General features: G+C 58.6%; 13 protein-coding genes. 3 read left to right on the forward strand and 10 right to left on the reverse strand.

Going from position 1 to position 13,054, the window contains the following annotated elements:
* Positions 1-63: 63 nt before the first annotated feature.
* A complete protein-coding gene (locus HF257_RS11580; protein ID WP_017735940.1) occupies positions 64-972 on the forward strand; it encodes a LysR family transcriptional regulator in 909 nt (302 codons plus the stop codon).
* On the opposite strand, the gene HF257_RS11585 is transcribed toward HF257_RS11580, so the two are convergent.
* From HF257_RS11585 to HF257_RS11625, 9 genes are all read right to left on the reverse strand, one after another.
* Complete coding sequence (locus HF257_RS11585; RefSeq protein WP_185707292.1) at positions 969-1,454, reverse strand: DoxX family protein; 486 nt, start codon at positions 1,452-1,454, stop codon at positions 969-971. The genes HF257_RS11580 and HF257_RS11585 overlap by 4 nt on opposite strands.
* The gene (locus HF257_RS11590) at positions 1,451-2,227 is read right to left on the reverse strand and encodes an HvfC/BufC family peptide modification chaperone (protein ID WP_185707290.1); all 777 of its coding nucleotides are present in this window, start codon (positions 2,225-2,227) and stop codon (positions 1,451-1,453) included. The genes HF257_RS11585 and HF257_RS11590 overlap by 4 nt, the downstream gene beginning before the upstream one ends.
* Positions 2,224-3,102, reverse strand: a complete 879-nt coding sequence (bufB, locus tag HF257_RS11595) for an MNIO family bufferin maturase (RefSeq protein WP_185707288.1) — start codon at positions 3,100-3,102, stop codon at positions 2,224-2,226. Before bufB ends, HF257_RS11590 begins: the two co-directional genes overlap by 4 nt.
* A gap of 23 nt (positions 3,103-3,125) precedes the next feature.
* On the reverse strand, positions 3,126-3,422 hold the full coding sequence (locus HF257_RS11600) for a BufA1 family periplasmic bufferin-type metallophore (RefSeq protein WP_185707286.1): 297 nt from the start codon (positions 3,420-3,422) through the stop codon (positions 3,126-3,128).
* 260 nt (positions 3,423-3,682) lie between these two features.
* Positions 3,683-4,384 carry an ABC transporter ATP-binding protein gene (locus HF257_RS11605; RefSeq protein ID WP_017844798.1) on the reverse strand — a complete coding sequence of 234 codons (702 nt, stop codon included), beginning with the start codon at positions 4,382-4,384 and terminating at the stop codon, positions 3,683-3,685.
* A gap of 1 nt (position 4,385) precedes the next feature.
* Entirely contained in the window at positions 4,386-5,153 is a 768-nt protein-coding gene (gene livG / locus HF257_RS11610) for a high-affinity branched-chain amino acid ABC transporter ATP-binding protein LivG (RefSeq protein WP_185707283.1), read from the reverse strand.
* Positions 5,150-6,403: a high-affinity branched-chain amino acid ABC transporter permease LivM gene (locus HF257_RS11615; RefSeq protein WP_185707281.1), complete on the reverse strand. Its 1,254-nt coding sequence runs from the start codon at positions 6,401-6,403 to the stop codon at positions 5,150-5,152. Before HF257_RS11615 ends, livG begins: the two co-directional genes overlap by 4 nt.
* Positions 6,400-7,323 (reverse strand): high-affinity branched-chain amino acid ABC transporter permease LivH, encoded by a 924-nt coding sequence (gene livH, locus HF257_RS11620; protein ID WP_025855194.1) that lies wholly within the window; start codon positions 7,321-7,323, stop codon positions 6,400-6,402. The genes HF257_RS11615 and livH overlap by 4 nt, the downstream gene beginning before the upstream one ends.
* A 229-nt stretch (positions 7,324-7,552) precedes the next feature.
* A complete protein-coding gene (locus HF257_RS11625; RefSeq protein WP_185707279.1) occupies positions 7,553-8,680 on the reverse strand; it encodes a branched-chain amino acid ABC transporter substrate-binding protein in 1,128 nt (375 codons plus the stop codon).
* Between the two features lie 340 nt (positions 8,681-9,020).
* On the opposite strand from HF257_RS11625, the gene HF257_RS11630 reads away from it, so the two are divergent.
* A complete protein-coding gene (locus HF257_RS11630; protein WP_185707277.1) occupies positions 9,021-9,329 on the forward strand; it encodes a DUF2288 domain-containing protein in 309 nt (102 codons plus the stop codon).
* Positions 9,330-9,593: 264 nt separating this feature from the next.
* Positions 9,594-10,685: a hypothetical protein gene (locus HF257_RS11635; RefSeq protein ID WP_185707275.1), complete on the forward strand. Its 1,092-nt coding sequence runs from the start codon at positions 9,594-9,596 to the stop codon at positions 10,683-10,685.
* 35 nt (positions 10,686-10,720) lie between these two features.
* Here HF257_RS11635 and HF257_RS11640 read toward each other — a convergent pair whose 3' ends face one another.
* Complete coding sequence (locus tag HF257_RS11640) at positions 10,721-12,898, reverse strand: hypothetical protein (protein WP_185707273.1); 2,178 nt, start codon at positions 12,896-12,898, stop codon at positions 10,721-10,723.
* Positions 12,899-13,054 lie beyond the last annotated feature (156 nt).

Below are 13,054 nucleotides of genomic sequence, written 5' to 3' on the forward strand. Positions count from 1 at the left end.
GTGGCTTTTTGAACGGATAAACGTGCTAATAGGCAACCTTTGGTTTTCAAATGGAAACAATCCATGAGCGAGATGGATGACCTTGCAGCCTTCGCGGTGCTGATCGAAGCCGGCAGTTTTACCGTAGCGGCTGAACAGCTGGGCTGCAGCAAAGGCCAGTTGTCCAAGCGCATCAGCCAACTGGAAGCGCAGTTTTCCGTGGTGTTGCTGCACCGCACAACCCGCAAGCTCAGCCTCACCGCCGCCGGTGCGGCGTTGCTGCCCCAGGCCCAGGCGTTAGTGGTGCAAGTGGATCGCGCCCGTCAGGCATTGGCGCGGCTCAAGGACGATCTGGCCGGCCCCGTGCGTATGACGGTTCCGGTGTCGTTGGGCGAAACGTTCTTCGATGGCTTGCTGCTGGAGTTTTCCAAGCAGTACCCGCAGGTGCAGATCGAATTGGAGCTGAACAACAGCTACCGGGACCTGGCGCGAGATGGGTTTGATCTAGGGGTGCGTTCAGGCGCGATTGAAAACGAACGCCTGGTGGCCAAGCCTTTGCTGGCTTGGCATGAGATGACCTGTGCCAGTCCGGCTTACCTTGAACAACACGGCGAACCACAGACCCCTGCGGACCTGGCGGCTCACACGTGCCTGCTCAACAGCCACTACAGCGGCCGCGAAGAGTGGCTGTACCACCAGCAGCATGAACTGTTGCGGGTGCGGGTCAGCGGCACCTTTGCGTCCAACCACTACAACCTGTTGAAAAAGGCCGCGCTGGTGGGCGCTGGTATTGCCCGCTTGCCGTCCTACGTACTGCCTGCGGAATTGGCTGATGGTCGCTTGCGCTGGCTCCTGCGCGATTATCAGACGCGGAGCATGCCGATGTACCTGGTTCATCCCTACCAGGGCGGCCTGCCGCGTCGAACCCAAGTGTTGGCCGATTACTTGGTGGATTGGTTCAAGCGCAGCGGCGAAGCCCTCGACCGGCTTTAGCGGTAGCGGCGGGCGATCAGATGATCGATGGACAGGCACCCAGGCCCCTTGGCTACCAACAGCAGCAACAACGCAATCCAGGTGCCGTGGGTAGGGTAGGCGTCGGGGTAGACAAATAGTTGAATCACCAGCGTCATGCCAACCAGCGCCAGGGCCGAGAAGCGTGTCGCGAACCCCACCAGGATCAGCACTGGGAAGAAATGCTCGGCAAACGCCGCCATATGCGCTGCCACCTCCGGCGACAGCAGCGGTACATGGTATTCGCTGCGAAACAGCGGCAGGGTCGAGGCGGCGAGTCGCGGTTCGCCCAACTTGAACGTGCCGCCGATCAGGTCAATGGCAAAGCCTTCGACTTTGGTTTGCCCGGATTTCCAGAACACGGCGGCGATGGAGAAGCGCGCGACAAAGGCGATGAGGCTGTAGGGAATTTGTTCGAAAAGCTGGATGACCCGTTTCACCAGGCACGGTGCGGAAGTCTTCATGGCGATACCTTTTGTTCTAAGTGCAAATGGGTAATGGCATTGCGGCTGATCAACAGCGTGAGGCATTGGTGCAGATCGAATTCGGGGGAAGCACCCAGGGCTTGTTCAATGGCTTTCTCCAATGGTGTGCCGTGGGCCAGGCTGTTGATAAACACTACCGAGCCCCGGTCGATGGCGAACACCTTGACCTCAAGGCCTGCGCGCAACACCAACGCACCCTGGGCATGCCAAGGGTTAAGGGTGGCAACGCCGGCTTCGGTCTGATGCGCCGCCCACACGGCGACGACGGCGTACGCCGAATCGAGGGTGGACAGCGAAGGGTGCAATTGCAGGCGTAACCCGCCCACGTCGTCCTGGCCCTGCAGGGCCTGGAGCACAGCCTGCTGGTCCAGCGGCGTGCAGTCGGCCGCGTGATAGGCGCAGACCCGCAAGCGTTCCAGCCGCGCGATGTCCGCCAGGTAAGGCACGCTGGCCGCGGGCTCGAAACCCTGGATGAACTGGGCAAACGTGCTGCCGTACTGACTGATCAGCGGGCTGGTGGGCGGGTGCGCCTGAACGAAAATGCTGGCCATGGCGCGGAAAAACTCATCGCCCACCAGCTGCAAGGTCACGGGGTACGCAGTCGCCAATGCATTGATCAATGAGCTATGCACGTTGTTGCGATACACCGCAAAGCGGCTTTGCGGGTCGGCACCATTGCTACTGAACAGTCCCTCGGGGCAGGGCAGTTCGGGGTCCAACAGGGCCTTGGCAAAGGCGCCGTGCAAGCTCATGGGCTCACCTGCGAAAGATGCCATTCGGCGTGTTGGGCTTCGGCCAACAGCACATTGAATGCAGGCACTTGGTTGTCGCGTTCGATCAATGTCGCCATCGGGCCGACACGCTCCAGTACCCTTTCGTACAACTGCCACACGGCGTCATCGATAGGCGCGCCGTGGTCATCGATCAACAGGCGGTCACCGAGGCTGTCAGTGTCTTCGGCAAAACCTGCCAGATGAATCTCACCCACTGCGTGCAACGGCAGGGCATCGACGTAGGACTGCGGGTCGCGCTGGTGGTTGATGCACGACACATAGACGTTGTTCACATCCAGCAGCAAGCCACAGCCTGTGCGACGGATGATCTCGCTGATGAAGTCGGTCTCGTCCAGGGTAGAGCGCTGGAATTGCAGGTAGGTCGATGGGTTCTCCAGCAGCATCGGCCGCTTGAGGGTGCTCTGCACTTGGTCAACGTGTTCGCACACCCGTTGCAAGGTGGTGCTGTCGTAGGCCAGGGGCAGCAGGTCATTAAGGAACACCGGGCCGTGGCTCGACCAGGCCAGGTGTTCGGAAAAAGAGTGGGGTTGATAGCGTTCGATCAGCGTTGCCAGGCGTGCAAGGTGCGCACGACTCAACGGGCCTTCGCCACCAATGGACAGGCCCACGCCGTGCAACGACAGGGGGTACTGTTCGCGGATCAACCCCAGGTAGTGATGAAACGGGCCGCCGGCAACCATGTAGTTTTCGGCGTGCACTTCAAAAAAACCGATGTCGGGTGAAGTGTCGAGCACTTCGAGGAAGTGCTCGGGCTTGAGCCCCAGTCCGGCCCGACGCGGTAGGGCGGGCGCCTGAGCCTGGGAGACAGCGTGCAGGGATGAAAGGGTCATCATCAGTACTCAGGCGTGGCGGGCAATCAGGACTTGGCAGTGAAGGCCGCTTCCTGGCCGAAACCGGTCGGCGAGGTGGAGCTTGGGGTTTTGGCGCAGGTGCCGGCCGGAACCAGTTTCCAGGCGTTGGCCTGGTCTTTGACTTTCGAGGTGCCAGCGCAGGAAGTACCGGCGCCCGCAGCGCAATCGTTCTTGCCGGCTTCAGCGACGCCGAAGCACTTTTGCATGTCGTCGGCAGCGTGAGCGGTGGTGGCCAGGGTGGACAGGCTCAGGGCAGAACCCAGGGCCAGGATGAGGGAGGCGGCGGACAGTTTGGTAGTCATGGTGTATCTCCAGCAGTGGGTTGAGTTGGCGGGCTTGAGTGCCTGCTTGTACCACTAGAGACGACGGGAAGGAATCTGTTACAAGCCTGTCGAAAATAATTTCACGCGTGGCAAAATCCAAGGATCACACAAAGCAAATGTGGGAGCGGGCTTGCTCGCGAATGCGGTGGATCAGTCAACATATTCAGTGACTGACACTCCGTATTCGCGAGCAAGCCCGCTCCCACATTCTTACATCCGGTTTCTGCGGTGACCGTCTCTTAGCCCCCGAGGTAAGCCTCACGCACCTTCGGATCGGTCAGCAACTGCTCACCCGTGCCCTGCATCACCACCCGGCCGTTTTCCAACACATAGGCGCGGTCGGCGATTTTCAGTGCCTGGTTGGCGTTCTGTTCCACCAGGAACACCGTTACACCGTCCTTGCGCAGCTGTTCGATGATGTCGAAGATCTGCTGGATGATGATCGGGGCCAGGCCAAGAGACGGTTCGTCGAGCAGCAACAACTTGGGCTTGCTCATCAGCGCCCGGCCAATGGCGAGCATTTGCTGCTCGCCACCGGACATGGTGCCGCCACGCTGGCTGAAGCGTTCCTTGAGCCGAGGGAACAGGTGCAGCACCTTGTCCATCTGCTCCTGGTAATCGCCTTTGTCGGTGAAGAACCCGCCCATCGCCAGGTTCTCTTCCACGGTCAGGCGCGAGAACACGCGACGGCCTTCGGGCACCACGGCAATGCTCTTGCGCATGATGTGCGACGACTGTTGCCCCACCAGCTCTTCACCCATGTAGCGGATGCTGCCGCTGTGAGCCTGCGGCGAACCGCAGAGGGTCATCAGCAAGGTCGACTTACCTGCACCGTTGGCGCCGATCAGCGTGACGATCTCACCCTGGCGCACTTCCACGTTGACGCTGTGCAGGGCCTGGATCTTGCCGTAGAAAGTGGAAACGTTTTCGAATTGCAGCATTTTACGCTTCCCCCAAATAGGCTTTGATCACTTCAGGATTGTCGCGGATCTGCTCCGGCGTTCCGTTGGCCAGCGGCGTGCCCTGGTTGATCACCACGATGTGGTCGGAAATGCTCATGACCAGTTTCATGTCGTGCTCGATCAACAGCACCGTGGCGTTGTTTTCCTCACGCAGCACGCTGATCAGTGCCTTGAGGTCTTCGGTTTCCTTGGGGTTCAGGCCGGCAGCCGGTTCGTCGAGCATCAGGATCCGCGGGCGGGTCATCATGCAGCGGGCGATTTCCAGGCGACGTTGCTGACCGTAGGCCAGGGTGCCAGCAGGGCGGTTGGCGAACTCGGTCAGGTTGACCTTGTCCAGCCAGTACGCCGCGTACTCCATGGCCTCGCGTTCGCTTTTGCGGAACGACGGCGTCTTGAACAGGCCTGCAAAGAAGTTGGTGTTCAGGTGACGGTGCTGGGCGATCAGCAGGTTCTCGACCGCCGTCATGTCCTTGAACAACCGCACGTTCTGGAAGGTTCGCACAACGCCCTTGCGGGCGATCTCGTGGCCGGCCAGGCCCTGGATCGGTTGGCCGTCCAGCAGGATGCTGCCGCCGCTAGGCTTGTAGAAACCGGTGAGGCAGTTGAACACCGTGGTCTTGCCGGCGCCGTTGGGGCCGATCAATGCAACTACTTGTTTCTCTTTCACGGTCAGGGCCACGCCATTGACCGCGAGCAAACCGCCGAAGCGCATGCTCAAGTTTTCGACTTTCAGGATCTCGCGGCTCATTTGCGCAGCTCCATGTGTGGACGTTGCATGGGCAGCAGGCCTTGAGGGCGCCAGATCATCATCAGCACCATCATGGCGCCGAACATCAACATGCGGTATTCGCTGAACTCACGCATCATTTCCGGCAGCAGGATCATCACGATCGCCGCCAGGATCACGCCCAACTGCGAGCCCATGCCACCCAGTACCACGATGGCGAGGATGATCGCCGACTCGATAAAGGTGAACGACTCCGGGGTGACCAAGCCTTGGCGAGCGGCGAAGAAGCTGCCGGCGAAACCGGCGAACGCAGCACCCAGGGTGAACGCGGAGAGCTTGATGATGGTCGGGTTCAGGCCCAGGGCCCGGCACGCGATCTCGTCTTCGCGCAGCGCTTCCCACGCGCGGCCAATCGGCATGCGCAACAGGCGGTTGATCACGAACAAGGCGGCCAATGCCAGCAACAGCGCCACCAGGTACAGGAACACCACTTTACTGACCGGGTTGTAGTCGATCCCGAAGTATTCGTGGAAGGTTTGCATGCCTTCTGCGGCGGTGCGGTCGAACGACAGCCCGAAGAAGGTCGGCTTGGGAATGCTGCTGATGCCGTTGGGGCCACCGGTGATATCGGTCAGGTTACGCAGGAACAGACGGATGATTTCACCGAAGCCCAGAGTCACGATGGCCAGGTAGTCACCGCGCAAACGCAACACAGGGAAACCCAGCAGGAAGCCGAACGTAGCGGCTGCCATGCCCGCCAACGGCAAGCAGATCCAGAAGCTCCAGCCCAAGTAGTGCGACAGCAATGCGTAGGTGTACGCGCCCACGGCGTAGAAGCCCACATAACCCAAGTCGAGCAGACCGGCCAGGCCCACCACGATGTTCAGGCCCAGGCCCAGCAACACGTAGATCAGGATCAGGGTGGCGATGTCGACGGCGCCGCGCGAACCAAAGAATGGCCAGACCAACGCGGCTACGATCAAGCCGATGATGATGTAGCGCTGGGTGCGCGGCAGGGTCAGGAATTGGCTGACCTTGGGCGATACCAACGGGCCACGGTTGCTCTTGAGCAAGGCACTGAACTGATCGCTGAACAACACGCGCAGGAACATCAGCACCGAACACAGGGCGATGACGGTCAGGGTCACGGGACCCGTGCCGTGCACTTCCAGGTTGATGCCGACAATGCTCAGCTTGAGGCCGAGTACCGGAAAGGCCACGGCCCATACCAGCAAGGCGCTGAAAAACGCCGATTTAAGATATCTGCTCATACTTTCTCAACCTCCGGACGGCCCAGGATGCCGGTCGGACGGAACAACAGCACCAGAACCAAGAGACCGAACGCTACGACGTCCTTGTATTGGTCGCCGAAGATATCGGCGCCGAACGCTTCGGCCACACCCAGCACCAGGCCACCGAGCATCGCGCCCGGAATACTGCCGATGCCGCCCAGGACCGCCGCGGTAAAGGCCTTGAGCCCTACCAGGAAACCGGCGTTGGGGTTGATCACGCCGTACTGCATGCTCAGCAGCACCGCCGCGACGGCAGCCAGTGCGGCACCGATCACGAAGGTCAGGGCGATGATGTTGTTGGTGTTGATGCCCAGCAGGTTGGCCATCTTGATGTCTTCGGCGCAAGCCCGGCAGGCACGCCCCAGACGGGAGCGGGAGATGAACAGGGTCAGGCCCAGCATGGCCACCAGGGTGACGACGAAGACCAGGACCTGCATGTACGAAATCAGCACTTCTTGTGCGCCACCTGGGCCGAAGGAGAAGCTCCCCGGAATCAGGTTGGGAATGGACTTGTCCTTGGAGTCCTGGGACAGCAATACGGTGTTTTGCAGGAAAATCGACATGCCGATGGCGGAAATCAGCGGGATCAAACGGTTGCTGCCACGCAAGGGACGGTAGGCAACGCGCTCGATACTGTAGCCATAGGCACTGGTCACGATGATCGACGCAAGGAACGCAGCGGTCATCAACAGCGGCAGGGAGTGGATCCCCATCATGGCCAGCCCGGCAAGGGCGATGAAGGCCACGTAGGAACCAATCATGTACACCTCGCCATGGGCGAAGTTGATCATTCCAATGATGCCGTAAACCATTGTGTAGCCAATGGCTATCAAGGCATAGGTGCTGCCAACGGTCATGCCGTTAACCAGCGTTTGGAAAAAATGATAGATCTCAGGCATTACAGCGCTCCTAAAAACCCGATACGCATTTCACTGGTGGAGTCATGTTCCGGCCCTGTGCTGTGTTCTGTGAGCACATTTGCACAAAGCGTTTGCCAGCGAACCGCTGGTGACGGTTTTAAGATTTTCAGGTGAGCCAGCGCCCGGATCGCGGGTGTCAGGCCCATAAACCTCGTAAAACAAAGCCCACTGCTCTCACAGTGGGCTTGTTGGACCAGTAACGCCTGGCTTACTGAGGGGAAACTTCGGTTTTAGGTTTGCCGAAGTGCCATTCGTAGACCACGAACTTGAAGTCCTTCAGGTCGCCCTTGGCATCGAAGCTCAGGTCGCCAGTAGGGGTCTTGAAAGTGCCTGCGTGGATGGCTGCAGCCACTTTGGCGGTGTCTTCGCTCTTCGCGGCAGCGATACCGCCGGCGATGACTTCAACTGCCGAGTAGGCTGGGAACACGAATGGGCCGCTTGGGTCTTTTTTGTCAGCGACGAGCGCGTCGACGATGGCTTTGTTCGCTGGATCGGCGTCGAAGGATTTCGGCAGGGTGACCAGCAGGCCTTCGGAAGCGCCCTGGGCGATTTGCGAGATGGAGTCGTTGCCGACACCTTCTGGGCCCATGAACTTGGCGTTCACGCCTTTTTCCTTGGCTTGGCGCAGGATCAGGCCCAGCTCAGGGTGGTAGCCGCCGTAGTAGACGAAGTCGACGTTGGCTTGCTTGAGCTTCTGAATCAGCGAACCGAAGTCTTTGTCGCCAGCGTTGATGCCTTCGAAGAGGGCAACTTTCACGCCTTTTTTCTCGAGGGTCTGTTTAACGGCGGTGGCGATACCTTCACCGTACTGCTGCTTGTCGTGAATAACGGCAACGACTTTTGGCTTCACGTGGTCGGCGATGTAGTTGCCCGCTGCAGGGCCTTGGGCGCTGTCCAGGCCGATGGTGCGGAACACCAGTTTGTAGCCACGGGAAGTGATTTCCGGGCTGGTGGCAGCCGGGGTAATCATGATGACGCCTTCGTCTTCATAAATGTCGGACGCTGGCTGAGTGGAGCTGGAGCAAAGGTGACCGACCACGAACTTGACGCCGTCGTTGACCACTTTGTTGGCTACGGCAACGGCTTGTTTAGGATCGCAAGCGTCGTCGTATTCCTTGGCTTCGAGCAGTTTGCCGTCGACGCCGCCTTTGGCGTTGATGTCGGCAATGGCTTGCTTGGCACCCATGAATTGCATGTCACCGTATTGCGTCACCGGACCGGTTTTAGGACCAGCAATACCGATCTTGATGGTGTCGGCTGCGAACGAATGGCCGGCAACCCCAGCCAGGACCATAGCGGCAAACAGTTTGGAAATCTGCTTAGTAGCCTTATTCATAATGCTCCACTCTTACTGTTGTATTTTTTATAGTTCTAGCGGCCTTGTGAGCTGCAGAACCGGATCGGATATCTCGGATATCCCCCCGGCAGTGCCCTGGCAACTGTACCGGTACAGTGTAGAGCGCCGGTTGATCGCTTGAAAAGCTGGCTGCTGGGGGCAAAACCCGGGTGTGTCGCTTAAATGAAAGAAAAAGACAGAATTGCGGCGGGTTGATGCCAGAGTCTCAGGCAATCCTTGGCTTTTCTGACACTTTCTATCGGTGCTTCATTTGCAACTGGGTTTTTCTGCACGAGTGACGACGTTATGATTGCGCCGTTTTTTACTCAGGTGAATTCCCATGACGCAAGAACCTAGCACCCTCTATGCCAAGCTGCTCGGTGAAACCGCCGAAATATCCTGGAAGGAGCTTGAGCCGTTCTTTGCCAAGGGTGCCCTATTGTGGGTCGACGCCGGGCTGGATTTGATCGAAGCCGCCGAGGGAATGGCCGAAGATAACCGCGATAAAGTCGCTGCCTGGCTGGCCGCGGGCAGCCTTGGCGAAGTGTCTGCGACGCGGGCATTGGACCTGGTGGAGCGTGATCCCAGCCTGTGGGCGGTGGTGGTTTCGCCGTGGATTCTGATCCAGGAAAGGGCATCGCAAGAATAGTTGGCACTAAAAAGGTGCGCGTTTTTCGCGGCAACAAGTGTGTAGCGGAGTAACCGCTGGAGCCGTGATGGCATCTTGCCGTAGAGAAAGGTCACAGCCGAGGGTGACGTGCGCGTAATGGGAACAGTTCTCTCGCCGCCAAAAGGCCAGGGGAATTGTTTCTCGGTGTGAATAAAGGCGGTTGGCCATCAGAAATATCTGACGGAAGCGGTGAATTATCGGTGGATTCCGGTAAAGTTCGTGGCTTGTTCCATGGAGCTAGTCATGCCGTCAGCGCTGCCCCCCTTAGAGAAAACGTCGCACCAGTTGCTCTACCTTATTTACGGTAACCAGGATGTTTACCGGCGCGAGGCCAAATTCAGCATTCTTACCGCCTTGTCACAGCTCAAGCCAGGCGAGTCGTTGTGTATCCGGGTCATGACCGACCGAGCGCAGGATTACATCGGCTGGCCAGTTGAAACCATCGAGCTGGATGAGCAAACCCTGGCCCTGTGGCAGGGCGAGAATGGCTATACCCACCGCCGCAAGGCCTGCGCAATCGCCCATGGCCTGACGCTCGCGGACAAGACCCTGTTCGTCGATACCGACACGCTGTTCCTCAAGTCTCCCCACCGTGTGTTCGAACTGATCGAGCCCGGCAAGTATGTGATGGACGAGTTCGAGTACGACTGGAGCTATGTCTGCAAACGCCCGGACTACCTCAAGTTGGGCCGCCACCTGCATCAACATGGAATCTCTGCCAGTAATAGCTTCAAGCTCTATAACAGTGGCCTGTGCGGCGTGCGCGCCAGTGATTCGCCATTGCTTGACGCGTCGATCCAGTTGATTGATGAGTGGACGCAGGATTCGTTCGATATCCACACCATCGAGCAAGTCGCGATTTCCTTTGCGATGCGTGGCAAAACGGTGCGTGAGGCCAGGAAGTTCGTTCACCATTACTACTCCGACAAGCGCTTTTTCCACGCCATGCAAGCGCATTTCTTCGATTTGCACGGTGAGACGTTCGATCCGACGCTGGTCGCGCGATGCCTGGACGTACCGCGCGTCAAGCCGGTGCCGTCCCCTTGGCAGCGGCTGCGTATCAAATGGAAACTGCGCAATCAGCGCAAGCACATGAAAAGGGTGGGTCGCGACCTGCTGTACGGCAGTTCGGCGCCAGAGCATCCTTACTACGACGTATGCCGGCATGGCTGGTGGGAGTCGGCGTCGCGCGAAATTCGTGGGTGGGATGAAGCTGAACAAAAGAAATTCTTCGGCCCGAATGACACCCACTGGCCGAAGCAGTTGCCCCGGCCTTCAACGTCCGCAGACGAGCAAAAGATCCTGGCTTTCCTGCGCCAGCAGCGGGCTCGCTGATAGGCGACGGCGCCGAGCGGCGCCGTCGCAGGTTCTCAGGCGGTCTTGCCGGTGTGGTTATTCAATGAAATGACCTTGGTCTTGCCGATCCGGTGACGGTAGATCTCACGCAGGTACTTGATCGCCTTCTTCACGCAATCCCGTGACAGGCGAATGTCATTGATCGACACGAACTTCTCTTTGTCGTTGATCAACTCGCGGTACTTCTTCTCGTACATCGGCTTGATCGCGTACCAGTTGGTGTCGAGGATCTTCGCCGGGTTCTCAAATTCGTTGAGCAGCTCATCGATACGGTCTTCGTCGAAGTCCTCATGGATGATGAAGTCCAGGATCGAGTTGTCCAGTGTGTCGTCGAAACGGTACGGGTTGCGGGCAAAGCAGCGCTTGATAAACGCCACGATCAGCGTGAGGAAGTCGTCCGACAGGCACGGGCTTTTGGCGATCAGGGTGGTCAGCGACAGGTTGGCCGACGCGCCGATGACCAGGGCGTAACGTTTGAGCGTGGTGTTGGGGAACAGGCTGTTGAGGTGGGTCTTGAGTCGATTCAAGTCCATGTAGGACAGCTTGTAGTCTTTGGGCAGCGAGACAATCGACACCACCGACGAGCAGTTCTTGAAGAAGTGCAGGTCATGCAGCGCCGCCGCGTCATAACCAGAGTTCTTGTATTGCTCCAGCGACGCCTTGTAGCGCTTGGACTCAATCGGCAACAGGCTGATGCCCTCGATGGCCTGGGTGACTTTGTTGAAGTGCGGCAAGTCGATGGAGCGGAAGAACAGGTCATCAATGTTCAAGCGCTGCGGTTCTTTTTCGAACACCTTGAACTTGTCGCCCGTCGGCACCGGGGTTTCCGGGACGACAGACTCGGCATAGGCAATCGCCACCGGGCCGGCCAGGCTCATGAACAAGTCGTTGGCATCCAGGCGAATGGTTTCGCCGATGTCGATGCCCGCGCGACGGAAGTAGTTCTGGTCGTAGTCGGTGGTCACCGCCTGGGCGGTGAGGATGTTGAAGATCTGCTGGGAGATGTACTGGTTGGCGTGTTTCTCCATGGCATTGACATCAATGTTCTGGATGTTGCCATCGTCGCTTTCTTCGGCGTAACGCATGATGTCGTTGGAGATCAGCATCATCGCGTTCCACGGCCGGATACGGCCTTTTACGCTAGCTTCGCTGCTGTCTTCATTGGCGAAGTTGTACGAGAAATCCCATTCTTCCGACAGATACTTGCACAGCAGTCGACCGGCGTTGATGTGCAGTGCCTCTGACATTTCGCTGCGGTGATCGGAAATGTTCGGCAGCACGCAGATACCGCTGGTGAAGATCGGCTCGAACACAAAGGCGTGGCCGCTCTTGCTGTCATGCTCGTCGGCAGGCTTGGTGTCGAACGTCTTGTTCATGTACGAGTGTTGCTGGGCCAGGCCGAACTCCGAGGCCATGCCCGAACCGGTGCCGCCGCCGGCACTGAAGATCGAAAAGTACAGGCGCGACTGGTTAGCCTTGATGCCGCATGAGTCGATCAGGTACGAGTGGATCATCTTCCAGTCGGGGCTGGAAAAACGCTGGGTGTCTTTGTTGAGGATGATCTTGGCCAGGTACTGGCCGAGGATCGGCGCGTTACCGGCACCACCGGCATGGACTTCCGACAGGTCCATGATTTTCATCTTGCTGTAATCACGCAAGAACCCGCTTTTTTCGCCCTTGCGCGAAAAGCGGATACGCCCGGCGATGTCTTTGTCCAGGTCGCCGAGCATTACCAACGGTTCTACCAGGAACACCGGCTTGCTGGCTTTGCCGCTGCCCAGGCGCAGGTTGTTGCGGATCCACTGGGCGGGGCTGTAGCCCTTATCCAACGACTTGTCTTCAGTGCTGAATTCGTTGAGGTAGAACTTGCGCGCGTTGTACACCAGTTCGGCGACGTCCAGCGCAATGTTCGAACCACAGCGGCCCAGGCCGATCAGGCACACCGACGGAAATTCCTGGTCGTTGCGCGGCTCGCCCTCGGCTTCCATGTAGGGCGGGCGCGGGAACACCATGTCGCGCAGGCCGTCGAGGTTGTCGAGGATGCGGTCGGTATTGGTTTCGGTGAAGTACAGGTATTGCTGCGTGGCCAGCGGGCGCGTGTTGCTCAATGACTTTGAACCTGAGGGTTTTTCCGCAGGAGCTGGGAGCAACACGTCGGATACCACGGTGGCAGAGTTATTTTTAGAAGTCATTGTGCGCCATGTGCCTGGGCGGATGGCTGAAAGTAATCAAAGGGCCATCACGGAATGGGAGTTCGCGACTTTTACAGTGCGTCCTTGTCCGGATCGATTGGGTTTGACCCTGGTGATTCCCAGGAAAACGTGGCCGGACTCTGATGAATCGGCCGT

It is taken from the genome of Pseudomonas cremoris (genome assembly GCF_014230465.1).

What these genes read in the sequence shown, in the direction of transcription:
- HF257_RS11580 (WP_017735940.1), top strand. Translation starts at nt 64, where the DNA reads ATGAGCGAGATGGATGACCTTGCAGCCTTCGCGGTGCTGATCGAAGCC.
- HF257_RS11585 (WP_185707292.1), bottom strand. Translation starts at nt 1,454, where the DNA reads ATGAAGACTTCCGCACCGTGCCTGGTGAAACGGGTCATCCAGCTTTTC.
- HF257_RS11590 (WP_185707290.1), bottom strand. Translation starts at nt 2,227, where the DNA reads ATGAGCTTGCACGGCGCCTTTGCCAAGGCCCTGTTGGACCCCGAACTG.
- bufB (WP_185707288.1), bottom strand. Translation starts at nt 3,102, where the DNA reads ATGATGACCCTTTCATCCCTGCACGCTGTCTCCCAGGCTCAGGCGCCC.
- HF257_RS11600 (WP_185707286.1), bottom strand. Translation starts at nt 3,422, where the DNA reads ATGACTACCAAACTGTCCGCCGCCTCCCTCATCCTGGCCCTGGGTTCT.
- HF257_RS11605 (WP_017844798.1), bottom strand. Translation starts at nt 4,384, where the DNA reads ATGCTGCAATTCGAAAACGTTTCCACTTTCTACGGCAAGATCCAGGCC.
- livG (WP_185707283.1), bottom strand. Translation starts at nt 5,153, where the DNA reads ATGAGCCGCGAGATCCTGAAAGTCGAAAACTTGAGCATGCGCTTCGGC.
- HF257_RS11615 (WP_185707281.1), bottom strand. Translation starts at nt 6,403, where the DNA reads ATGAGCAGATATCTTAAATCGGCGTTTTTCAGCGCCTTGCTGGTATGG.
- livH (WP_025855194.1), bottom strand. Translation starts at nt 7,323, where the DNA reads ATGCCTGAGATCTATCATTTTTTCCAAACGCTGGTTAACGGCATGACC.
- HF257_RS11625 (WP_185707279.1), bottom strand. Translation starts at nt 8,680, where the DNA reads ATGAATAAGGCTACTAAGCAGATTTCCAAACTGTTTGCCGCTATGGTC.
- HF257_RS11630 (WP_185707277.1), top strand. Translation starts at nt 9,021, where the DNA reads ATGACGCAAGAACCTAGCACCCTCTATGCCAAGCTGCTCGGTGAAACC.
- HF257_RS11635 (WP_185707275.1), top strand. Translation starts at nt 9,594, where the DNA reads ATGCCGTCAGCGCTGCCCCCCTTAGAGAAAACGTCGCACCAGTTGCTC.
- HF257_RS11640 (WP_185707273.1), bottom strand. Translation starts at nt 12,898, where the DNA reads ATGACTTCTAAAAATAACTCTGCCACCGTGGTATCCGACGTGTTGCTC.